This is a genomic window from Flavobacterium sp. (assembly GCF_044361015.1).
GTDB lineage: Bacteria > Bacteroidota > Bacteroidia > Flavobacteriales > Flavobacteriaceae > Flavobacterium.
Window position 1 is genome coordinate 71,568 of the sequence record NZ_JBIKJL010000002.1, and the last position, 23,936, is coordinate 95,503.

Sequence of the window (23,936 nt, forward strand, 5' to 3'; positions counted from 1 at the left end):
TTCACTAAATTGAAATTCAGTATAATCTAAAATCAGTCGTAAAAAACAAATTGAGAATACAATTGATAAAGTGGCGGAGCATTTGCATCACAGTAATAATCGAACAATTGCTTGTTGACTAACGCTGCTCTATTTGTATAAAATGGGAATTCAAATGTTGGTAAAACAGAAACATAATCGAAATCAAATTGCAATTGTTTGATTACTACATCATCAAAATCGGCTTGAATTGTTTCATCTGAACAACAACCATCATGATTTTCTAACGAAGCTGCACAACACGATTTTTCCTCCGGATGAACGTCCATTACACAAGTTTCTTCTGTATTAAAAACTGAGGAAACTGAAGCAATCGTATCACCACAATAATGCACATTAAAAGCAAATCCGCTGGAAGAAATCAGCAGATAAAAAGCCATAATTATACTTGTGCATTTTTTGAAATTCATAGTGCAAAGGTACTTTTTATTGATTACTAGCATCCAAAAAATCTGTTAATTGAATTAAATCTCAATAACTTGACCCAAAAGCGGAACGGTTGCATCAAATCCGTATGTGTCAAAAATCTTTGTTCGCAATGCGTCTGCCGCCTCATTTTCACCATGTACTAAAAATATTTTTGCAGGCTTTTTTTCTAATTTATTAAGCCAACTAAGCAAGTCATTCTGGTCGCCATGTGCAGAAAGACCTTCCACTAAAGTTACCTGAGCTTCAACATGGTAATATTTTCCGAAGAATTTGATTTCTTTAGCTCCTTCTAATAGTTTTCTGCCTCGAGTTCCTTCCGCTTGATAGCCAACGAGCATGACCGTGTTTTCTGGTTTATCAATATATCTTTCTAAATAAGACAAAACTCTTCCGCCAGTAATCATTCCGCTTGCCGCAATTACAACCTTTGGTTTTTTATCATAAATTGCACTGATTGAATCTTCAAAATCAGTTATCATCGAGAACATTCTACACATTTCTTCGCATTCATGCGCTGCCAACTTATGCCATTGATGATTATCATTAAACACATCCAATACTTTTATTCCCATCGGTGTATCAATAATATAAGGAATGTCGGGAATTCTATTTTGTTTTTTTAATTGCCACAGTAGAAACATCAAGGTTTGGGCCCGTTCAACAGCAAAACTGGGAATAATAACATTCCCGCCTCTATCAATAGTTTGGTTGATAATCAATTCTAAATCAAAAAGCACATCATTAGTTGGATGAATTCGATTGCCATAGGTACTTTCTAAAAAAACATAATCCGCAGTAGTTGGTTTTTCCGGTGGATACATCAATACATCATCGTCTTGCCCAACATCACCGGAGAACACTAATTCTTTGCCATCAATATGTAATGAAATTGAACAAGCTCCTAAGATATGCCCAGCCTGAAAAAATTTAAAATAACAATTTTCTGTGAGTTCAATTTCAATATCTTTTTCTACTGCTCTAAAAAAAGGAATCACATTTTCAGCCTCAACAACAGTGTATAGTGGCTCTGCCGGTTCGTGTTTAGAATAATGTTCTTGGTTTGCTTTGGATGCTTCTTCCTCTTGAATTTTAGCACTATCTAATAAAATAAGTTTTGCTATTTGCTTAGTAGGACTTGTACAAAATATTTTACCGCGAAAACCTTCTTTTACTAACCTGGGTAACCATCCACAGTGATCCAAATGGCCATGTGTGAGCAATACAAAATCAATACTGGAAGAATCTACTGCTAAGGTTTCCCAATTGAGTTCTCGCAAAGCTTTTAACCCTTGAAACATACCACAATCAATCAGAATCCGAAGTTCGTTATGCTTTACAAGTGTTTTTGAACCGGTTACTGTTCCAGCACCTCCTAAAAATTGAATTTTCATGGTTATTTTATTAAATTACACAATTGATTTGCTTCAAGCAATACGTTTTTAATCCGGCTTGGACTTAACTCAATTTTAGAAAGCCAATCAGCATGTTGAATTAAATCGAGGGCGGTAATTATATCTTGAACTAATAATTTATCTTTTTCAGCCATTGTTAGAGTTGTTAAACAAGTCACAGGATAAATTTGGTTTAAATCAATTTTATTTTTTAAGCTGTTTCCTTTCGGATAATCCCAACTTAATAAACTCAACTTTGAACAATTAGCAAATTTTACAGCATCATCTGTAAATCTATTATTAGTAGTTATCCAGCAATTTTGAATGGAATAATTGTTTTTAAACAGTTGAAAATCTCTATCTTTTAAGTCATTAAATCGGGATAAAATATACATCGGAACTTTCACATCCGTTTTAGCATCTTGACTTCCATGAAATTTACATTCAACCATGGAAACACAATTTTCTTTTTTAAGCAATACATCAACTTCATGTGACACACACTTTCCTTCCAAAATGAGATTTGTTTGGGTTTGATATCCTTCACATTCAAAAACTTTAGCTATAAATTTTTCGAAGAAAAAACCTGCCGGTCCTAACGACTGAATAGCCGTTCTTAGATTATACCGAGCAGCATGAACGTTAGAAAATTTTTTTAAAAGCTGAAAGGCTAATTTGTAGATTTTTTTAGTTGGAATTCCTTCGTATAATTCTCTTTCAATTTCATGAATTACCTGAAAAACTGCTACTTCATTCGCTCCTGATTTTCGTAACGAATGAATTAATTTATCTTTATCAAAGTTGACAATTTCACCTGAAAATTTAGTGACTTTCATACCCTATTCTTTAGTCTTATAAAGATACGAAAAATTGAGCTATAATTGTTTCTTCTGAAAATAAAATGCCGGAATAAAGAGCACTAAAAACAAAGGTTGTATTAGAAATCTTCTAACATAAAAAAGTAAAAAATTACTTTGCTCGTCGAAAAAAGATAGGATACCAAAAAAGAGAAAAATTAAAATAATGAAGAAAAAAAAGTATAAAAATGAGGCAAATTTTGTAAGCTGAAAATCCTTAAACAAAAGAAAAATGATTGCCAATGAAAAGAACGTATTGAAAAAATACCTTAAAATCAAATTTGACAATAATAAGAAATTGTCATATTCAGGAAAAGGTAAATTAAGATAATCATTTTTGAAATAAACTAAAAAAGGATCATAAAAAAGTTGGGTTTCATATAATCTAATAAGTATCAAGGCAACTAAACAGAAACCAACTAACGAATAGACAATCCAATTATTAGTTTGCTTTAGTTGCATAAATTGAAAATTTATTTACCCAAACTATCCATAAAACGAAAACAACACCATATATAATAAGCGGAAAAATGACACCATGAATCAAATGTTCATATGCCGGAAATTTATACAAAGCGATTGAAATTAATGCAATTCGAATAATATTCAATACATAAATCAGAATTGAACCGAGTAACACAAAAAACAACGTTTGCTTTATTTTTCCTTTAAAAGCAATTACAAAAGCAATAAATAAAATAATGACACTGATTGCATTACATCCTTCAACTACCCGAGCCACATATTTTTCTTTGACAAAAAACTTAACAGAACTTTGCTCAAGATTATCCGCAATTTCTGAATGATAACCAAAAAATGTAGTTGTTTGTTGTGCTTGACGGGCAACAATTTTAGTTATTGCATCCACTTCAAACTGAGTTGTGTCATATTTATTAAGGTAAATTTGATACAAAAAAGTAAGAATGGCATAGCTTAAAAAGAATTTAAGCAGAAAAATCAAAAAAGGTTTATACTGTACAAGGTATTTTTTCAACACTTTATTTTTAACAAAAATATAGAATTTTGAGCAGTTGTGATCTTTTACCTTTGTAAAAAAATAATACCATGACCTTAGATGCCCTAAAACCTAAAATTACTGAAATTGTCATTCAATTTGATATTTCCACCGATGAAAAACTGGCAAATATTTGTCAATTACTTCATGATAAAGTTGATTATTACAATTGGGTTGGATTTTATTTTGCCAACCATGAAACACAAACCCTACATTTAGGACCATATGTTGGTGCTGAAACAGACCATACCGTTATTCCTTTTGGAAAAGGCATCTGTGGACAGGTAGCCGTTTCTAATCAAAATTTTGTTGTGCCGGATGTTTCCGCTCAAGACAATTATATTGCCTGTAGCTTTACGGTTAAGTCTGAAATTGTTGTCCCTCTTTTTGTTAATGGTAAAAACATAGGACAACTTGACATCGACAGTCATGTTTTAAATCCGTTCAGTGAAACTGACGAACGCTTTTTAGAATTTGTGAATGAAGAAGTTGCAAAGTTGTTTTAGAAAAAACTTGTACTTTTAAAAAATAAAATTACCTTTGCAACCGAATTAGGAAAACCCTGGTTCATACATAATAATCATTTAATATAATATTGGAATGTATTTAACTAAAGAAACAAAAGCTGAAATCTTCGCTAAACACGCAGGAAAAGCTGAAAACACAGGTTCTGCTGAGGGACAAATTGCATTGTTCACTTTCAGAATTTCACACTTAACAGAGCACTTGAAAAAAAATCGTCACGATTACAATACCGAGCGTTCATTAGTATTATTGGTAGGTAAAAGAAGAAGTCTTTTAGATTACTTAAAGAAAAAAGATATCAACAGATATCGTGAGATTATTAAAGAATTGAATATTAGAAAATAATCAATAGGAAAGAGGTGCGAAAGTGCCTCTTTTTGTTTTATAGATTTTGACAGAAAAAAGTTTGGTTTTTCATTGGGTTACACAACAACTACACACAACAACACAACAACACAACGAAACCTAATATTAATACCAAATTAGAATTTTTATGATTCCAAATGTAACAAAAGAGGTTATCGATTTAGGAGATGGTAGAACCATTTCTATCGAAACCGGAAAATTAGCAAAACAAGCAGATGGTTCTGTGGTGGTTCGTTTAGGCGATTGTATGCTTTTAGCTACAGCCGTTTCTGCCAGAACAGCAAATCCAGCAGTAGATTTTTTACCATTAACAGTAGATTATCGTGAAAAATTTGCCGCAGCAGGACGTTTCCCAGGTGGTTTTTTCAAAAGAGAAGCACGTCCGAGTGATAGTGAAGTATTAACCATGCGTTTAGTAGACCGTGTTTTACGCCCGCTTTTCCCGGATGATTATCATGCTGAAACACAAGTGATGATTCAATTAATGAGTCATGACGAAAATGTGATGCCGGATGCATTAGCAGGTTTAGCCGCTTCTGCAGCCTTAGCCGTTTCAGACATTCCTTTTTACAACTTAATCTCTGAAGTACGTGTAGCACGTGTGGATGGAAAATTCGTTATAAATCCAAGTAGAGCACAATTAGAATTGTCTGATATTGATATGATGATTGGAGCTTCTTTGGATTCAGTTGCCATGGTTGAAGGTGAAATGAAAGAAATTTCAGAAAAAGAAATGGTGGAAGCCATTAAATTTGCTCACGAAGCTATTAAAGTTCAAATTCACGCTCAATTGCGTTTACAGGAAGCTTTTGGCAAAAAAGAAATAAGAACATACGAAGGTGAGAAAGAAGACGAAGCCGTATATGCTAAAGTAAAAGCCTTTGCTTATGATAAATGCTATGCTATTGCTAAAGAAGGAACAGCAAAACACGAAAGAATAGCTCAATTTGCAACCGTAAAAGAAGAAGCAAAAGCATTATTTTCTGAAGAAGAATATGCTGAAAATGCTGACTTAGCAGGTTTAGTTGGAAAATATTTCTACAAAACCAATAAAGAGGCTGTTCGTAACGTAATCCTTGAATTAGGAATTCGTTTAGACGGAAGAAAAACAACTGAAATAAGACCAATTTGGTGTGAAACAGATTATTTACCTTCTGTTCACGGTTCTTCTTTATTTACTCGTGGAGAAACGCAAGCGTTAGCAACCGTAACTTTAGGAACCTCAAGAGAAGCCAATCAAATTGACTCGCCATCTGAACAAGGTGAAGAGAAATTCTATTTACACTATAATTTCCCTCCTTTCTCAACGGGTGAAGCAAAACCGTTAAGAGGAACTTCAAGAAGAGAAGTTGGTCACGGAAACTTAGCTCAACGTGCATTAAAAAATATGATCCCGGCTGATTGCCCTTATACTATCCGTATTGTTTCAGAAGTGTTAGAATCAAATGGTTCTTCTTCCATGGCAACTGTTTGCGCAGGAACAATGGCTTTAATGGATGCAGGTGTTCAAATGGTAAAACCGGTTTCCGGAATTGCAATGGGCTTAATCACTGATGGACAAAAATTTGCAGTTCTTTCAGATATCTTAGGTGACGAAGATCACTTAGGTGATATGGACTTTAAAGTTACCGGAACAAAAGACGGAATCACTGCTTGTCAAATGGATATCAAAATTGACGGTTTACGTTATGATATTATGGAACAAGCATTAGGCCAAGCACGTGATGGTCGTATGCATATTTTAGGTAAAATTACCGAAACCATTGCTACACCAAGAGCTGATGTTAAGAAACATGCTCCAAAAATCATTATGCGTACTATTCCGGGAGCATTTATTGGTGCTTTGATTGGACCTGGAGGAAAAGTAATTCAAGAATTGCAAAAAGCTACAGGTTGTACTATAGTTATCAATGAAGTAGACGAACAAGGTGTTGTTGAAATTCTTGGAACTGATCCGGATGGAATTGCAGCTGTATTAGCTAAAATTGATTCGATTATTTTCAAACCAACTATGGGTGAATCTTACGAAGTGAAAGTTATTAAATTATTAGATTTTGGTGCAGTGGTAGAATATACTTCAGCTCCAGGAAATGAAGTCTTACTTCACGTATCTGAATTAGCTTGGGAACGTACAGAAAATGTAACTGATGTTGTTAAAATGGGTGATGTTTTTGAAGTAAAATATTTAGGAATAGACCCAAAAACAAGAAAAGAGAAAGTGTCAAGAAAAGCACTTTTGCCTAGACCTTCAAGAGAAGAAAATAAAATTGTTCCGAAAAAGGATTAATTTTTTTTTACTATATTAACCAACCCGATTCAAAAACTGAATCGGGTTTTTTTTATAATTTAATTTGTAATTTATCTACTACAAAGCATTGTGGTCTTAACATTTATTTTATATTTGCAGTAGAGCGATTCAAAAAAAAGTATGAGATTTTCAATTTCGAGAATTTTTATAATAATTAATCTATTATTATTAACAACTGTTTCCGGTCAGGAGTTTTCCGTTTCCGGTACCTTAGTCGATGAAAATAAAGTTGCCATTGAATCTTCAGAAGTTATCCTTTTAAAAGATGGAAACATCATCAGTTCAACTTTAACTGATTCCAAAGGAACTTTTAATTTAAAAAGTACAAAAGGAACCTATTCCCTTCGTTTTTATTTTGTAGGCTCAGTCATTTATCAAACGGACTTTATTTTAGACAAAAATATTTCCTTGGGCACATTGACATCCTTTGATAATGCCAACCAATTAAAAGAGGTAGAAGTCACCTCCAAGAAAAAAATAATTGAAAACAAAGTTGATCGTACCGTTTTTAATGTTGAAAACAGTGTTCGGGCTTCCGGAAGTGACGGGCTAGAATTACTAAAAAGTACACCTGGCGTTGCTGTCTCTGCTAATGCTATTGGGATTGTTGGAAAAAGTACGGTAAGTGTAATGATTGACGAAAGAATTATCAATCTGAGCGGAGATGAACTGAACAATTATTTGCGAAGCATCAATTCTGATAACATTAAAAGTATTGAAGTAATTACCACTCCGCCTGCAAAATATGATGCCCAAGGGAATAGTGGATTAATCAATATCAAATTGAAGAAAATTCAAGAAGAATCTTGGTCCAGTACTATTCGGGCAAATTATATTCAAACTACTTATCCATCTATTTCATCTGCTATTAACTTTACTTATAACAAAAATAAATTGAGCTTATTTACCGATTTTGCAAAAAGAGAAGGCTATGATAAAATTGTAGAGAACACAGACACTTACTATGAAAATGAAACATGGGATGGAGCGACAAAACGAAAAGAAAAAGCGGACATTTACAGAGGAATACTTGGTTTTGATTATAAATTATCTGAAAATGCCAAAATTGGGGCAAAATATGTTGGCCTATTTGATAAACCGGATATGACCGACAGTAATACCTCTAAAGTTTTTGATAAAGTCACCGGTAATTTGATTTCTACATTCGAAACAACAGGGAGTAATGATTCCAAAAATATGAATAATACCTTTAACGCCTATTATATCCAAAAGCTAGACACGTTAGGAAAACAATTCACTGTTGATTTAGATTATTTTAATTATGAAGATACTAAAATCAGAGACTTTACTACACAAAACTTCAATCCAACAAACAATCCTATAGGCCCGGCGACTATCGCTCAAAATTCAGGTATTCAAAATATTGAAAATTATAGTGGAAAATTTGATTTTGATTTACCAACAAAATGGGCAACTTATGGTTTTGGCGGAAAATTAAGTTGGATAAAAAACAAAAGTGATATAAGCTATTATGACTTATCAACCGGTGTTCCGTTATTGGACATTAGTCAGACTAATGTTTATGATTACACAGAAAATACTCAAGCAGCCTATATTAATTTTTCTAAAACATTAAGTTCAAAATGGCAAACACAAATTGGTTTGCGTTATGAAAATACACAAGTAGTCGGTATCACAACTTCACCTGATGTTACTCAAAATCAAGAAAATAAATTTGATTACAGCAAGCTTTTCCCTTCTGCTTACCTTTTATATATACCTAATGAAAACAATAGTTTTTCAATTAATTACAGCAAAAGAATTGACCGACCTGTTTTTTGGGATCTAAATCCATTTAAATGGTATTTAAGTTCTTTTATTATCGTAGAAGGCAACCCATATCTACAACCCTCTTTTACAGATAATTTTGAAATTAATTACAGTTATAAAGAAAATTTAACTTTCAAAATTTATTATTCATCCACAACTGATGGAAATCTCCAAATTCCATTTATAGATTTAAATACGGATCCACAAACCATTCGTTATCAAAGAGGCAACTTTTATGACAAAGATCAATATGGAGCTACAATCACCTATTTATATAATACTTTTGAATGGTGGGAAAGTTCTAATACTCTGAATGGTAATTACAATGCAACCACATTCAATCAAGAACTCCCAACTGCGGTTCAAAACGGATTCTTGTATGTTTTTTACACCAACAATACTTTTACCTTGAATAAAAATAAATCATTTTTTGCCGAGTTAAATTATGAATACCACAGTCCGAGAAAAGATTTATTTTATGAGGCCACGCAATATTCAAAACTTGATGCCGGATTACGTTATTCCATCAAGGAAAAAGGTTGGAGTTTCATTTTATTAGGAACCGATATTTTCAGAACATATATGGCCTATATCTCTACAGAAATAAATAACACTCCACAAAGACGTTCACTTTACCAAGATGAACGTATGTTACGAGTAGGAATTACTTATAAATTCGGAAATAAAAAACTCGCTGTGAACCAACGAGAATCGGGCAACGAAGAAGTTCAAGATCGATTAAAATAATTTTTTTGCGATATTTTGTAACTTTTTATGAATGCTTTGCGTATAATTATTCGAACCTATTATTCAAATAGAATTAAATGAGACAACTCAAAATCACAAAGCAGGTAACGAATCGTGAAACTGCATCCCTTGACAAATACTTACAAGAAATTGGAAAAGTTGATTTAATTACAGCCGATGAAGAGGTTGAATTAGCACAACGTATCAAAGCAGGTGACCAACGAGCTTTAGAAAAATTAACTAAAGCAAACTTACGTTTCGTTGTATCGGTTGCTAAACAATACCAAAACCAAGGATTAACCTTGCCGGATTTAATAAACGAAGGAAATTTAGGGCTTATTAAAGCAGCTCAACGTTTTGATGAAACGCGTGGATTTAAATTCATTTCCTATGCCGTTTGGTGGATTCGTCAATCGATTTTACAAGCTTTGGCAGAACAATCACGTATTGTACGTTTACCGTTGAACAAGATTGGTTCAATCAATAAAATCAACAAAATGTACGCTTTATTAGAGCAATCTAACGAAAGACCACCTTCTGCTGAAGAAATTGCAAAAGAACTTGACATGACTGTCAATGATGTAAAAGAGTCCATGAAAAACTCCGGTCGTCATTTATCCATGGATGCTCCGCTAGTGGAAGGTGAAGATTCCAACTTATACGACGTTTTACGCTCAGGAGAATCACCAAATCCGGATAGAGAATTGATTCACGAATCACTTCGTACGGAAATTGAACGTTCGCTAGAAACCCTTACACCAAGAGAAGCAGACGTAGTCCGTTTGTATTTTGGATTAGGTGATCAACATCCGATGACGTTAGAAGAAATTGGCGAAACATTTGATTTAACACGTGAGCGTGTTCGTCAAATTAAAGAAAAAGCTATTCGCAGATTAAAACATACTTCAAGAAGTAAAATATTAAAAACATACCTTGGTTAACCTATAAAAAGTAACAACAGTTAATAACTGTTCGTTTTTTGATTGATGATTGAAACTCCGGCTGATTACCGGAGTTTTGCTTTTTTAGGGCAAGCAAAACCCACGGTCAGTTCGCTACGCTCGGGTTTCCGGAGTTTTGCTTTTTTAGGGCAAGCAAAACCCACGGTCAGTTCGCTACGCTCGGGTTTCCGGAGTTTTGCTTTTTTAGGGCAAGCAAAACTTTTAGTCCTTTAAACTTTTAAACTTTTAAACTAAAATCTATCTTTGCAACCAACAACACCACTCAAAATGAAAAACACGCTTATTGCCCCATCTGTCCTAGCAGCCGATTTTGCCAACCTACAACGCGATATTGAAATGATTAATTCCAGTAAAGCCGATTGGTTTCACATCGACATTATGGATGGTGTTTTTGTACCCAACATTTCTTTCGGAATGCCGGTTTTAGAAGCCATTTCAAAACATGCCAAAAAAACAATCGACGTTCATTTAATGATTATCGATCCGGATCGTTATATTAAAACTTTTGCTCAACTTGGTTCAACCAACCTTACTGTCCATTACGAAGCTTGCACACACTTGCATCGAACACTTCAAGCCATCAAGGCGGAGGGAATGAAAACAGGAGTTGCTTTGAATCCGCACACGCCGGTTAGCTTATTAGAAGACATTATTAAAGATATTGATTTAGTTTGTTTGATGAGTGTAAATCCAGGATTTGGCGGACAATCATTTATAGAGCATACCTATACTAAAGTAAAGCAGCTAAAAGAAATTATTTTACGCAATAACGCTTCAACTCTAATTGAAATTGATGGTGGTGTTACCAATAAAAATGCGCAACAATTAGCAGAAGCGGGTGCAGATGTTTTAGTAGCCGGTAATTATATATTTAAAGCCCAAAATCCAATTGAAATAATTAAAGATTTAAAGAAGATTACACAGTAATTTTTCAGGCGTTTATTTTTCTTAATATTGGTCGATTAAATATTTGATAATATCTGTTGTAGTTACAATACCGACTAATAATTCCCCTTCAACTATAGGAAGTGCGTGAAATTCATTCGTTGCTAATATTTCAGCCACTTGTTTAATTGTTGTATCAGGACTTACGGTGACTAATTTTTTAGCCATCACTTGTTCAACGGTAAACATATTATAAACCGTTACATCAACAACTTCGTCTTCGTCATCAACTGCATCAACAAAGGAAATACGAAGCAAATCAGTATAACTTAGCATTCCAATAATTTTGTTGCTATCTACGACCGGAATATGACGGATATGGTGTTTCTTGAATAGCATTTCAGCCTTTGTCAAATCATCTGAAAGATTTAACTTAATCACATTTTTGGACATTATTGTCGATACAGGAACTTGCTTTTTCATTTCAATAACTTTTAATATATTAAAACAAATTTCACCTCTTTTTAGCTATAATAAGATGACGACTATCAGTAAAAAATTGAATTTATTTTAGTATATTGTGGGTAATTAAAAATTTATCATTTTTCTTACTTTTTGAAACAATTCCGGAAATTCAATTTCAAATTGTTCCGGAGTTTCAAAAAAATGTTCCAGCAAAACGGCTATAAACTCAAAAGAATTCGTGTAAGCATAAATTCTAAAATAATTGGAGGTAATTAGTTTTGTCCGAATTTCCGGTTTGGCAGTATAAGAAATGATTTGTTTATAAGTTTCAGCAAAAATTATGGCACTAACATCCGAAGATTTCAACCCGTGAAGATGATAAGCATGAGCAAATTCATGCAAGCCTAAATTTAAATTATCATTATCATGTTCATAACCTGCTAGAAAATCTTCCCACGAAAACACAATGGCTTTCATTCTTGGGTTAAATTCACCTTTGTGCCATACTTCGTTTACCATAGAATAATATGATTCTGGGTAAATAATAATTTTATCAAAAACCTTAACCAGATAATTTCGCATCCCAAAAGATAATTTAATGGCAGTAGCCGCTATTAAAATTTTCATTTCAGTTGATATTTCAATACCTTCTTTTGGGATAAATTGATAGTTCTGTATAAAAGTAGCTACACGATGTTCAAAATATTTTTTCTTTCGAGGAGATAAATTTGAATAATAGTGAAAATTAGCATTCAATATTTCAAGCTCAAAAGGTTTTAATTTTTTTGGAATAGGGTAAAAATGAATAAACAACGGTTTTCCATAAAAATAGACATAGACAGGTTCTATTGCTTTTCCAACAAAAACACCAAAAAAAACAGATAGAAGAATAAAAGGATTCAATACTTATATTTTATTTTTAAATATAGATAAAAACTACTTCTTATCCGTAATTTCAAAATGAAAATAAAAAAACACCCAAAAATTATTCGGGTGTTTCAAGGTGACCTCGGAGGGGTTCGAACCCCCAACCATCAGAGCCGAAATCTGATATTCTATCCAGTTGAACTACGAGGCCAATGATTGCATCTTCGATGTGCGAAGCTACAATAAAATATATTATGCTAAAAGTTTTTTTACAATTGTTGAAATCGTTTTACCATCAGCACTACCTCCTAATTGTTTTGACGCAATTCCCATTAACTGCCCCATAGAAGCCATTCCGGAAAACCCATTATCAGCAATGATTTGAGCAACTACAACTTCTACTTCATTTTCGCTTAATTGTTTTGGCAAAAACTTTTCGATTACGGCAGACTGAAGTAATTCCGGTTCTGCTAAATCTTGTCTTCCTTGTTGAACATAAATTGCCGCACTGTCTTTACGTTGTTTTACTAAACGCTGTAATAGTTTAATTTCATCTTCCTGTGCTAATTCATCATTTGCTCCACCTTCAGTTAAAGCTAACAAAATAGCTGATTTAACTGCTCTTAACGACTCTAAAGCGATTGTGTCTTTTGCTCGCATTGCATTTTTAATTTCCTCGTTTATTTGGCTTTGTAAACTCATAGTAGTTGTTTTTTTATATAACTATTTATAAAAAGAAATTCTTAATCTATTATCTAAGATTCTTGTTTTAATGGATCGCAAAGATAAAAAAATAACCCGAAAATTAGATTCTAATTTCCGGGTTAAATTACGCTTGTTTGAGTTAGTTAATCCACATTATCATGAAGAAATGAATTGTTAGAACGCAACTGGGTATCGTCGTTGCTATCTGTTCCTAAAGACATCCTGGATTGATTATTTAAAGGTGCATTTGTTGGTAAATCTACACCCATTCTTTTGTATGCCGGTACTTTTTCCATTTCATCTAAACGAGATGAATTGGTATGGAATTTATAATTAAATTCTTTTAGTTTTTTTCTTCTATCATCCGCACGCATTTTTAATGTTTCTTCGATGGTCATTTCCGTTGGATTTATTTCATCGAAGGAAGAAGAAAAAGCAATAGGAGTCTCCACTTTTTTTACAGTAATATTCATTTCTTCATTAACCGGCTCCTCAACAACATTAACCACCGGTTTAGAGTTAAGAAGTTCTGCTTCAACTTCCATGTATTCTTCTAATGAATACCGAATTACACCGGTCTCATTTACTTCAGTCATTGGGATGACTTGCATAGGTTCATTTACAATAATTTCGTTTGTGGCAGTAGGATTGAGGTCAAAAAGGATGGTTTTTTCAGATTCTATAGGTTGATTGATTCCTAAATCAAACGAAAGTGTCACTTGTTCTTTTTCAACAATTACAAACTCAGGATCTTTCACTATAATTTCGCGAACTTCGGGTGTTGTTGCAAACAATTGATTTTCTGTAAAAGGAGCTACAATTTCATAGGTTATTTCAATGTTTTTGATTAACTCAGAAGTAGGAATCAAGTCTGATACCATTTTTGGTTCTACGACTTCCATTTCATCAATTAATTCAAAAACTATTTTATCTTCAATATTACTAGAAGGTGTTTCTTTTTCAATCACAAAATCTAAAATTGGCGAAACCACTTTTTGTGATAAATCAATCGTGTTGGTTTGGTTTTCTTCTAAAGAATGTATGATTTTTTTAGGCTCAGCATTCACGATTTCTTTTTGTTGTTCCACATTAAAACCCGTTGCAATGATTGTTACAGCGATAGAATCTCCTAAAGATTCATCTTCACCAACCCCCATTATAATATTTGCATTGTGTCCGGCTTCAGCTTGAATATGATCATTAATCTCCCCTATCTCGTCAATTGTAATTTCAGAAGAGCCGGAAACGATAAGCAACAATACGTTTTTAGCCCCTGTAATTTTATTATCATTCAACAAAGGAGAATCTAATGCAGAAACAATAGCGTCTTTAGCTCTGTTTTCTCCTTCAGCAGTTGCAGAACCCATTATTGCTGTTCCGCTGTTAGACAGAACCGTTTTAGCATCTTTCAAGTCAATATTTTGTGTATAGTGGTGCGTAATTACCTCAGCTATACCACGAGAAGCAGTCGCTAAAACTTCATCCGCTTTAGAGAATCCGGCTTTAAAGCCAAGATTTCCATACACTTCTCTCAATTTATTATTATTGATAACGATAAGTGAATCAACTTGTTTTCTTAAACGCTCCACTCCTGACATGGCTTGTTCTGAACGAACTTTGCCTTCAAATTGAAATGGAATTGTTACAATACCAACCGTTAAAATATCTTTTTCTTTAGCCATTTGAGCAATTACCGGAGCAGCTCCTGTACCTGTTCCACCACCCATTCCTGCCGTGATGAAAATCATTTTGGTATTGCTGTCCAATAATTTATCAATGTCTTCCATGCTTTCTAAGGCAGATTGTTGTCCTACCTCAGGATTAGCTCCGGCCCCTAATCCTTCTGTCAGGTTTACACCCAATTGAATTTTATTTGGCACAGGGCTATTTTGAAGAGCTTGTGAGTCGGTATTACAAACTACAAAATCTACTCCTTTAATCCCTTGTTTAAACATGTGGTTAATGGCATTACTTCCGCCACCACCTACACCAATTACTTTAATTACATTTGATTGGTTTTTAGGTAAATCAAATGAAATACTTCCAAAATCTGAGTTGCTTATCATACTATTTGGTTTTTCTAATTCATTTATTTTTAAAACTTTACAGAACTTAGGTTCTATTCTGCATTGTCTAAAAATTCTTTAATCTTTTCTACATATTTATCAAAGAAAGAACCTCTGATTTTATTCTCGGTACTTTCATTTTTTTGCTCCGTTGTTTTTGGGGCTTCTGCAATGGGCTCGACTTTAGGTGCTTCTATTTTAGCCTCTTTGTCTTTCGATTGCTCCATTTCAGACATTAAAACAGCACTTTTTGTATTATTATTAATGCTATTCATCATTAATCCAACAGCAGTAGCATATAATGGACTAGACATTTCTTCATCGGAATTTCCGGCTAAATGTTCATTAGGATAACCTATTCGGGTATCCATTCCGGTAATGTATTCTACTAATTGTTTGATATGCTTCAATTGTGAACCACCTCCGGTCAAAACGATTCCGGCAATCAATTTCTTTTTAGGATCATCGTGTCCGTATGATTTAATTTCATCAAAAACCTGTTCAATAATTTCTACCACGCGGGCATTAATTATTTTAGAAAGATTTTTAAGCGAAATCTCTTTGGGTTCACGGCCTCTTAATCCGGGAATAGAAACAATTTCATTGTCTTTATTTTCACCAGGCCAGGCAGAGCCAAATTTTACTTTTAATAATTCTGCTTGTTTTTCAATAATTGAACAACCTTCTTTGATATCATCCGTAATTACATTTCCACCGAATGGAATTACAGCTGTGTGCCGAATGATGCCATCTTTAAAAATAGCTAAATCGGTTGTTCCGCCGCCAATATCAATTAAAGCCACCCCGGCTTCTTTTTCTTCTTGACTCAAAACAGCATCAGAAGAGGCTAATGGTTCCAATGTTAAACCGGATAATTCAATTCCGGCACTTTGGATACATCTTCCTACATTTCTGATTGAAGCAGCGTGACCAACGACCACGTGAAAACTGCTTTCTAATCGTCCACCATACATTCCGATAGGTTCTTTAATTTCAGACTGACCGTCAATTTTAAATTCTTGTGGTAAAACATGAATAATTTCTTCCCCGGGTAACATGGCCAATTTGTGCACTTGATTGATTAACTGCTCAATATCCTTACCGCAAATTACCTCTTCCGGATTACTACGACTGATATAATCACTGTGCTGAATACTTCGAATGTGTTGACCAGCAATTCCAACCACGACATCTTTTATCATGTAGCCTGAATTTTCTTCTGCTTCCGCTACAGCGGTTTGAATAGATTGGATAGTTTGCGTAATATTATTGACAACTCCTCTGTGAACACCCAAACTTTTGGATTTTCCCACACCTAAGATTTCGAGTTTACCATACTCGTTTTTACGGCCAATCATGGCCACAATTTTTGTGGTACCAATGTCTAAACCTACTGCGATGTTTTCGTTTTTCATGTGATTCTATTTTGTGCAAACTACCTGTTGCGTGAACTTCAGATTAATATTTTTGTAACTGTAAATCGAACTATCTAAAACTGCTTTTTGTAAAAATGCTTTATAATTTTTGAATTTTCGCTCCATGTTGATGGTTTTTCCAAATTCAATGTCATATTCAAAATTTCTATTCTTCATAATTAAGCTTCCACTCGGCATAATTTGTATTCCAATGATATTTTTTTTCAAAAACTCATCGTTGTGGATTATTCGAAATAATTCGTCTAATTTTTTACTGTTATTTACATTTATTTCCCCTGAAACCAGCGGTACACGTGCCGTGTGAATACTTGACAATGTCATCTTAGTGCCCTTGTAGTCAATGTAGTAGGAATCATGACTTTCAAACACTCTGGCTACCGGTGTTTTTTGTATAACAACAGCTTTTAAATTCCCATCAATACTCACAAAAACCTCTGCATTTTCAACCATTTCGTGTTGGTTGATGGCATTCTCCAAATTATTCAAATCTAAAGCAACTTTCTGTATACTGGAAGCATCTTTTTTATTTTCTATTAACAATTTATTAACCGTTTCGTGCGTAACAAAAAGTTGTTCCCCGTCTAAAAATTCTACCGTTGCTTTTTGCAATTTTCGATTCTCATTTCTTTTTGACATGAAAGAATACAAAAAGCAAACTACCAGTAAAATCAACAGCAAGCGAATATTTGTCCAACTAAAATACTTTTTCATTCAATCGTTCTTTTAATGGTTTAACCAGTTCACCTATATCTCCTGCTCCGATAGTGACAATCACAGTAGCTGTACTTTTCAAAACTTCATCAATCAATTCATTTTTTAAGACTAATTTTTTATTGGAATTCTCAATCTTTGACAACAACCAAGCAGAAGTAATCCCTTCCATTGGTAATTCTCTAGCAGGATAAATATCCAACAAAATAACTTCATCAAAATGCGAGAGACTTTTTGCAAAATCATCTGCAAAATCTTTCGTTCTACTGAACAAATGCGGCTGGAAAACAGCTAACACATTCTGTTGGGGATACAATTCTCTTACGGCTTGGTGAACCGCATTTATTTCAGTAGGATGATGAGCATAATCATCAATAAAAACCAATTTTTCTTGTTTAATCTGATAGGAAAATCTACGTTTAATTCCTTTAAATGTTCCCAAGGCTCTGACGATACTATTGGATGGGGAACCATAGGTTATAGCCATCGCCAAAGCCATGAGTGCATTCATTAAATTATGTCTTCCCGGTAAATTGAATTGTATATTTTTAATCGTTTCTAATGGTGTTTTAACATCAAAAACGTAAGCACTATTTTCTACTCTAATATTAAATGCTGTAAAATCTGCTTCTACATTAATAGCAATTTTGATTCCTTCCAATGGTAAATTTTTAGGAATGAACAGCAGGTTTTTATTCTCTACTTTATCAGCAAATTCGACAAAAGTTGCTTCGATAGAAGCTTTATCACCGTAAATATCTAAATGATCAGCATCCATTGAGGTAATACAAGCCATATCAGGATACAACTGTAAAAACGAACGATCAAATTCATCAGCTTCAACAACTGTGACTGTTTTTCCGTTCCCAATTAGGTTTGAATTATAATTTTCAACAATTCCACCTAAAAAAGCGGTTACGTCAACCCCAGATTCATAAAGAATATGTCCTAAAATACTGGAAGTAGTTGTTTTTCCATGTGTCCCTGCTACAGCAAAACAATAAGTATCTTTAGTAATTATCCCTAAAACTTCAGCTCTTTTTTTTATAGAATAATCGCGTTCAATAAAATAAATCCATTCCGAATGAGTAATTGGAATAGCCGGAGTGATAATAACCAACGTATTTTCAACATAAAAATCAGATGGAATCAAACTAATGTTATCTTCAAAATGAATCTGCATTCCTAACAATTGTAATTCTTTGGTTAACTCCGTTTCCGTCTTGTCATATCCGGCAACTTTTTTACCTAAGCAATTAAAATAGCGAGCAAGGGCACTCATTCCGATGCCTCCGATTCCGATAAAATAAACATTATTGATTTGATTTAGATTCATATAACTCATCCTAAAATTTTAGGATTTTATCATTTTAATTAAATTAATTATTTCATTTACAATCTCTTTTGTTGCATTAGGCTTGGCTAATTTTTTGATTTGAGTCCCCAATTCATTTTGAAGTTTCTCATTTGAAATCAAATTAGAAAAAGTGGATTGAAATTTTTCATCTAATTCATATTCCTTTAAAAGAATTGCACCTTTTTTCTCGACTATAGCATTTGCATTTTTTGTTTGATGATCTTCAGCAACGTTTGGTGACGGAATAAAAATAACCGGCTTACCTACCAAACAAAGCTCTGAAACTGATGATGCTCCGGCTCTGGAAACAATCACATCTGCCGCAGCATAAACCAAATCCATTCTATCAATAAACGATACTATCTTTACATTTTTCTGTTCATTAAAATGACTATATTCCTCAAAATACAATTTGCCACATTGCCAAATTACCTGTATGTTTTGACTTATTATAAAATCTAATTCTTTTGCGATAAGCTGATTAATTCTTCGAGCTCCTAAACTTCCTCCTAAAACTAATAGCGTTTTTTTAGTAGCATCAAGCGAAAAATAGGTCAACGCATCAACTTTTTTATTATCGATGGAAATCAAATCCTGACGAACAGGGTTACCTGTCAACTTAATTTTATTCTTTGGAAAATATTTTTCTAAATTTTGATAAGCCACACAGATTACAGAAGCTTTATTGCTCAACAATTTATTTGTTATTCCGGGAAAAGAATTCTGTTCTTGAATGACCGTTGGAATTCCCATTCCGGAAGCTGCTTTTAACAATGGTCCTGAAGCAAAACCACCTGTTCCAATTACCACATCCGGCTTAAACGATTTCAAAATACTTCTTGATTTCAACAAACTATCGATGACTTTTAAAGGAAACATTAAATTTTGCAGCGTCAGTTTTCGTCGGAAACCTGCAATCCATAAGCCTTTAATCTGGTAACCGGCTTGAGGCACTTTTTGCATTTCCATTTTGTCTTTGGCTCCTACAAAAAGAATTTCACAATCAGGAAACTGAACTCTCAATTCATTTGCAATAGCAATGGCCGGGTAGATATGTCCACCGGTTCCGCCACCACTAACAATGAATTTTAAATTTGTCATTTTATTTAATTACTAAGATTCTAAAGCATTTAGCTTCTTCATTTTATTTTTTTTCAATACTGCATTCATTGGATTCTCTTCAACCGAACAATCTTCAGAAATTGACTCTTCATCTTCATTAATTTGTTTGTCTATCATTTTTTGAAGAGCAACTTCCCGCTTTGCCTTTTCTACATTTTCAGCAGCAATTTCTTCTTCCTTTTTGGTAACATTCAAGATAATCCCAACCGCTAAACAAGTTACCCAAATAGAACTACCGCCACTACTGATAAGCGGCAATGTTTGCCCTGTTGTTGGTAATAATTCAACCGCAACACCCATGTTAATCAATGCTTGAAAAACAATGGGAAAGCCTAGTCCGACTACCACTAATTTTCCAAATAAAGTATTGGCGTTATGGGCTGCTACAATAAACCGGAGAAATAATAACAAGTAAATCAACAAAATAGCTAAACCTCCGAACAGACCAAATTCTTCCACTATAATTGCAAAAATAAAATCGGAGGAAGATTGTGGTAAGAAATTTTTCTGAATACTTTTACCTGGCCCTAATCCATAAACACCACCAGATGCGATAGCTGTTTTTGCTCGTTCAATTTGATAAACTTCATCTAAATCTGTAACATCATCTTTTACGAAACGTTCAATTCTAGCTTCCCAAGTATTTACACGCGTTGTCAATGGATTTGGAAATGCTTTTGCTATTAAAACAAACAAGGTTAAGGCTACAAGACCAATTCCTAAAACTGTGGCAATATATTTTAAAGGATATTTACCTATAAAAACCAACATCAAAATCATTGCAAATATCAAAGCGGCTGTTGAAAAGTTAGCCGGCAAAATAAACATTAATGTAATACCAACCGGTAGCCATAAATCAATAAAAGAGGATTTAAATGTAATAGGTTCTTCTCTTGTTTTAGACAAATAACGTGCTACAAAAATCATCAATACAATAAAAGCAAATGCTGAAGGTTGGAATGAAATTCCAACAAAAGGAACTTGAATCCAACGACTGGCATTTGCACCAGCTATTACTGTTCCCTTAAATAATGTGTAAGCCAAAAGCACCCAAATAAAGGGCAAAACTATGCGGGATATACTTCTAAAATAGTGATATGGAATTTTATGAACACGATAAATAATATAGAAACCGAGAGCTACATGAACCAAATGTTTCACTAAATAACTAACTGTATTTCCGGTTCCTTTTCCAGCATAAGCCAAATTACTGCTTGCACTAAAAACCGGCATAAAAGAAAAAAGAGCCAATAGAGCAACCAGTGCCCAAATGACTTTATCTCCTTTTAAACTTTTGATTAATGAAAGCATTGTTCTTTATCTAATTTTATAAATTTCTAACAGCTTGTTTAAATTGTCTTCCTCTGTCTTCGTAATTTTCAAATAAATCAAAACTGGCACAGGCCGGTGATAATAAGACGGTATCTCCTTTTTCAGTTAGAAGTTGAGCTGTTCTTACTGCATCATTCATGGAAGAAACCTCTACCATCACATCAACAACATTTCCAAAAGCATCAATAATTTTTTTATTATCTTCACCCAAACAGATAATTGCTTTCACTTTTTCACGAACCATTGCCATCAATTCAGCATAGTCATTTCCTTTATCAACCCCCCCAACAATCCAAACGGTTGGTGTTTTCATACTATCTAAAGCAAAAAAAGTTGCATTTACATTCGTTGCTTTGCTATCATTAACATATTGCACATTTTGAATTTTCAAAACACGTTCTAATCGGTGTTCAACTCCTTGAAAATTAGACAAACTTTCTCTAATGGTTTGCTTTCTGATTCGCATCAATTGAGCAACTGAAGTGGCAGCCATAGCATTTTTCATGTTATGTTTCCCCTCCAGAGCCATTGTTTTGGTTTCCATTGTAAATTCTTCTTCGTTAATGTACATTTCCATAGTGTCGTTGTTTATAAATCCTCCTATCTCATCCTTTTTTGTCAGTGAAAAAGGAATTAATTTTGCTTTTGTTTTGTTGTTTTGTAACCAATTATTAATTGCTTCATCGTCGGCATCATAAATCAAATAATCCTCTTCCGTTTGATTCATTGTAATTCTGAATTTAGAAGCAATGTAATTTTCATACTTATAATCATATCGATCTAAATGATCTGGGCTGATGTTTGTTATTATTGCAATATGTGGCTTGTAATTGATAATTCCATCCAGTTGAAAACTACTTAATTCCAACACATATACATCAAAATCTTCATCAGCCACTTGCCAGGCAAAGCTTTTCCCAATATTTCCTGCTAATCCAACATTTAAACCTCCTGATTTTAGGAGATGGTAAGTAATCATTGTTGTTGTTGTTTTACCGTTACTTCCTGTAATTCCAATTGTTATAGCCTTGGTAAATTGAGATGCAAATTCAATTTCAGAAATTACTGGTATTTGTTTTTCATGTAATTTTTTTACTATTGCAACTTTGTCAGCAATCCCCGGACTTTTCATAACTACATTGGCATTTAAAATCAACTCTTCCGAATGTTTTTCATCTTCCCAAGCAATATCATTTAATACCAGAACTTCTTTGTAATTTTCTTTAATCTTTCCAAAGTCAGACAGAAAAACATCATATCCTTTTTTCTTTCCTAAAATGGCGGTTCCTACCCCACTTTCTCCTCCACCTAAAACAACTAATCGCATACTATCGTAGTTTTAGGGTTACAATGGATAGAATGGCTAACAATATTCCCACAATCCAAAAACGGGTTACTATCTTACTTTCATGGTATCCTTTTTTCTGATAATGATGATGTAAAGGTGACATCAGAAATATTCTTTTTCCTTCACCAAATTTCTTCTTGGTATACTTAAAATAACTGACTTGTAAAACCACTGATAAATTTTCTGCTAAGAAGATTCCACAGATTACGGGAATTAAAAGCTCTTTTCGAATAGCGATTGCAATTACAGCAATAATTCCACCGATGGTTAAACTTCCGGTATCGCCCATAAAAACTGCTGCCGGATAACTGTTGTACCACAAAAACCCGATGAGAGACCCCACAAAAGCAGAAATGAAAACTGTCATTTCACCCGAATTTGGAATATACATAATATTCAGGTAATTAGAGAAAATAATATTCCCGGAAACGAATGTAAAAATTCCTAAAGTGAGCACAGAAATAGCGGACGTTCCGGCTGCGAGGCCATCAATTCCATCCGTTAAATTAGCTCCGTTTGAAACTGCTGTGATTATAAAAATGACGATAGGTATAAAAATTAACCATGCCCAAGTTTCATATCCATCGCCTAAAAAAGACAACATAACTGCATAATCAAATTCATTATTTTTAAAAAACGGGATAGTTGTGGCCGTTGATTTTTCTTCTAAAGGGACTGCAGACAGAACTGTTTCAGTAGTTTGTTGCAATATATTAGTTCGTTGAGTGTCTTTTCGAACGGTAACACCAGGGTGGAAATAAAGTACAGATCCAACTATTAATCCTAATCCGACTTGTCCTATTACTTTAAACCTTCCTTTTAAACCTTCCTTGTCTTTTTTGAAAATTTTGATATAATCGTCTATAAAACCGATTGTTCCCATCCACAGCGTGGTCACAACCAATAAAACAATATAAATATTGTCTAATTTGGCAAGTAAAAATACCGGAACTAAAGTGGCCAAAATTATGATTAATCCACCCATTGTTGGTGTACCTGCTTTTTGCGTTTGACCTTCTAAACCAAGTTCACGAACTGTTTCCCCAACTTGCTGGTTTCTTAAAAATTCAATGATTCTTTTACCGAAAATAGTTGACAATAAAAGAGACAATAAAACCGCCAATCCAGAACGAAATGTAATGTATTGAAACACTCCTGTTCCCGGAACGTCGAGTGATTTGTCTAAATAATCAAATAAATAATACAGCATAC

General features: G+C 33.7%; 22 protein-coding genes and 1 tRNA gene. 6 read left to right on the top strand and 17 right to left on the bottom strand.

What is annotated here, in order from left to right; genetic code table 11:
* Nucleotides 1–32: 32 nt before the first annotated feature.
* From ACIQ2Z_RS01435 to xrtF, 5 genes are read right to left on the bottom strand one after another with little or no spacing between them, the layout of a single operon-like run.
* On the bottom strand, nucleotides 33–482 hold the full coding sequence (locus ACIQ2Z_RS01435; protein ID WP_396182385.1) for an HYC_CC_PP family protein: 450 nt from the start codon (nucleotides 480–482) through the stop codon (nucleotides 33–35).
* 21 nt (nucleotides 483–503) lie between these two features.
* Nucleotides 504–1,859, bottom strand: coding sequence for an MBL fold metallo-hydrolase RNA specificity domain-containing protein (locus tag ACIQ2Z_RS01440; RefSeq protein WP_396182386.1), 1,356 nt, complete (start codon nucleotides 1,857–1,859; stop codon nucleotides 504–506).
* 2 nt (nucleotides 1,860–1,861) lie between these two features.
* Nucleotides 1,862–2,695: an ATP cone domain-containing protein gene (locus ACIQ2Z_RS01445; RefSeq protein ID WP_396182387.1), complete on the bottom strand. Its 834-nt coding sequence runs from the start codon at nucleotides 2,693–2,695 to the stop codon at nucleotides 1,862–1,864.
* Between the two features lie 39 nt (nucleotides 2,696–2,734).
* Nucleotides 2,735–3,178: an exosortase F system-associated membrane protein gene (locus ACIQ2Z_RS01450; protein WP_396182388.1), complete on the bottom strand. Its 444-nt coding sequence runs from the start codon at nucleotides 3,176–3,178 to the stop codon at nucleotides 2,735–2,737.
* Entirely contained in the window at nucleotides 3,159–3,710 is a 552-nt protein-coding gene (gene xrtF, locus ACIQ2Z_RS01455) for an exosortase family protein XrtF (protein WP_396182389.1), read from the bottom strand. The genes ACIQ2Z_RS01450 and xrtF overlap by 20 nt, the downstream gene beginning before the upstream one ends.
* A gap of 71 nt (nucleotides 3,711–3,781) precedes the next feature.
* Here xrtF and ACIQ2Z_RS01460 point away from each other — a divergent pair, with 71 nt between their 5' ends.
* From ACIQ2Z_RS01460 to rpe, 6 genes are all read left to right on the top strand, one after another.
* Entirely contained in the window at nucleotides 3,782–4,237 is a 456-nt protein-coding gene (locus ACIQ2Z_RS01460) for a GAF domain-containing protein (RefSeq protein WP_396182390.1), read from the top strand.
* A 94-nt stretch (nucleotides 4,238–4,331) separates the two neighbouring features.
* Entirely contained in the window at nucleotides 4,332–4,601 is a 270-nt protein-coding gene (rpsO, locus tag ACIQ2Z_RS01465) for a 30S ribosomal protein S15 (RefSeq protein ID WP_396182391.1), read from the top strand.
* A 148-nt stretch (nucleotides 4,602–4,749) separates the two neighbouring features.
* The gene (locus ACIQ2Z_RS01470; protein ID WP_396182392.1) at nucleotides 4,750–6,909 is read left to right on the top strand and encodes a polyribonucleotide nucleotidyltransferase; all 2,160 of its coding nucleotides are present in this window, start codon (nucleotides 4,750–4,752) and stop codon (nucleotides 6,907–6,909) included.
* Between the two features lie 141 nt (nucleotides 6,910–7,050).
* Nucleotides 7,051–9,468: a TonB-dependent receptor domain-containing protein gene (locus ACIQ2Z_RS01475; protein WP_396182393.1), complete on the top strand. Its 2,418-nt coding sequence runs from the start codon at nucleotides 7,051–7,053 to the stop codon at nucleotides 9,466–9,468.
* 77 nt (nucleotides 9,469–9,545) lie between these two features.
* Nucleotides 9,546–10,409: an RNA polymerase sigma factor RpoD/SigA gene (locus tag ACIQ2Z_RS01480; RefSeq protein WP_007804760.1), complete on the top strand. Its 864-nt coding sequence runs from the start codon at nucleotides 9,546–9,548 to the stop codon at nucleotides 10,407–10,409.
* Nucleotides 10,410–10,697: 288 nt separating this feature from the next.
* Nucleotides 10,698–11,357: a ribulose-phosphate 3-epimerase gene (gene rpe / locus ACIQ2Z_RS01485; protein ID WP_396182394.1), complete on the top strand. Its 660-nt coding sequence runs from the start codon at nucleotides 10,698–10,700 to the stop codon at nucleotides 11,355–11,357.
* A 21-nt stretch (nucleotides 11,358–11,378) separates the two neighbouring features.
* Here rpe and ACIQ2Z_RS01490 read toward each other — a convergent pair whose 3' ends face one another.
* The 12 genes from ACIQ2Z_RS01490 to mraY all read right to left on the bottom strand — a co-directional run bounded on the left by ACIQ2Z_RS01490 (nucleotide 11,379) and on the right by mraY (nucleotide 23,934).
* On the bottom strand, nucleotides 11,379–11,798 hold the full coding sequence (locus ACIQ2Z_RS01490) for a CBS domain-containing protein (protein ID WP_396182395.1): 420 nt from the start codon (nucleotides 11,796–11,798) through the stop codon (nucleotides 11,379–11,381).
* Nucleotides 11,799–11,903: 105 nt separating this feature from the next.
* The gene (locus tag ACIQ2Z_RS01495; protein WP_396182396.1) at nucleotides 11,904–12,683 is read right to left on the bottom strand and encodes a zinc-dependent peptidase; all 780 of its coding nucleotides are present in this window, start codon (nucleotides 12,681–12,683) and stop codon (nucleotides 11,904–11,906) included.
* A gap of 101 nt (nucleotides 12,684–12,784) precedes the next feature.
* Nucleotides 12,785–12,858: transfer RNA gene (locus ACIQ2Z_RS01500), tRNA-Arg, on the bottom strand.
* A 41-nt stretch (nucleotides 12,859–12,899) separates the two neighbouring features.
* Nucleotides 12,900–13,349 (bottom strand): GatB/YqeY domain-containing protein, encoded by a 450-nt coding sequence (locus ACIQ2Z_RS01505; RefSeq protein WP_396182397.1) that lies wholly within the window; start codon nucleotides 13,347–13,349, stop codon nucleotides 12,900–12,902.
* Nucleotides 13,350–13,495: 146 nt separating this feature from the next.
* Entirely contained in the window at nucleotides 13,496–15,418 is a 1,923-nt protein-coding gene (gene ftsZ / locus ACIQ2Z_RS01510) for a cell division protein FtsZ (protein WP_396182398.1), read from the bottom strand.
* Nucleotides 15,419–15,471: 53 nt separating this feature from the next.
* A complete protein-coding gene (gene ftsA / locus ACIQ2Z_RS01515; protein ID WP_396182399.1) occupies nucleotides 15,472–16,833 on the bottom strand; it encodes a cell division protein FtsA in 1,362 nt (453 codons plus the stop codon).
* 6 nt (nucleotides 16,834–16,839) lie between these two features.
* On the bottom strand, nucleotides 16,840–17,565 hold the full coding sequence (locus tag ACIQ2Z_RS01520; RefSeq protein ID WP_396182400.1) for a cell division protein FtsQ/DivIB: 726 nt from the start codon (nucleotides 17,563–17,565) through the stop codon (nucleotides 16,840–16,842).
* Nucleotides 17,549–18,901 carry a UDP-N-acetylmuramate--L-alanine ligase gene (murC, locus tag ACIQ2Z_RS01525; protein ID WP_396182401.1) on the bottom strand — a complete coding sequence of 451 codons (1,353 nt, stop codon included), beginning with the start codon at nucleotides 18,899–18,901 and terminating at the stop codon, nucleotides 17,549–17,551. The genes ACIQ2Z_RS01520 and murC overlap by 17 nt, the downstream gene beginning before the upstream one ends.
* 18 nt (nucleotides 18,902–18,919) lie before the next feature.
* On the bottom strand, nucleotides 18,920–20,023 hold the full coding sequence (gene murG / locus ACIQ2Z_RS01530) for an undecaprenyldiphospho-muramoylpentapeptide beta-N-acetylglucosaminyltransferase (protein ID WP_396182402.1): 1,104 nt from the start codon (nucleotides 20,021–20,023) through the stop codon (nucleotides 18,920–18,922).
* Nucleotides 20,024–20,035: 12 nt separating this feature from the next.
* Nucleotides 20,036–21,355: an FtsW/RodA/SpoVE family cell cycle protein gene (locus ACIQ2Z_RS01535; protein ID WP_396182403.1), complete on the bottom strand. Its 1,320-nt coding sequence runs from the start codon at nucleotides 21,353–21,355 to the stop codon at nucleotides 20,036–20,038.
* A 16-nt stretch (nucleotides 21,356–21,371) separates the two neighbouring features.
* Nucleotides 21,372–22,703 carry a UDP-N-acetylmuramoyl-L-alanine--D-glutamate ligase gene (gene murD, locus ACIQ2Z_RS01540; RefSeq protein ID WP_396182404.1) on the bottom strand — a complete coding sequence of 444 codons (1,332 nt, stop codon included), beginning with the start codon at nucleotides 22,701–22,703 and terminating at the stop codon, nucleotides 21,372–21,374.
* Between the two features lies 1 nt (nucleotide 22,704).
* The gene (gene mraY, locus ACIQ2Z_RS01545) at nucleotides 22,705–23,934 is read right to left on the bottom strand and encodes a phospho-N-acetylmuramoyl-pentapeptide-transferase (RefSeq protein WP_396182405.1); all 1,230 of its coding nucleotides are present in this window, start codon (nucleotides 23,932–23,934) and stop codon (nucleotides 22,705–22,707) included.
* Between the last annotated feature and the right edge of the window lie 2 nt (nucleotides 23,935–23,936).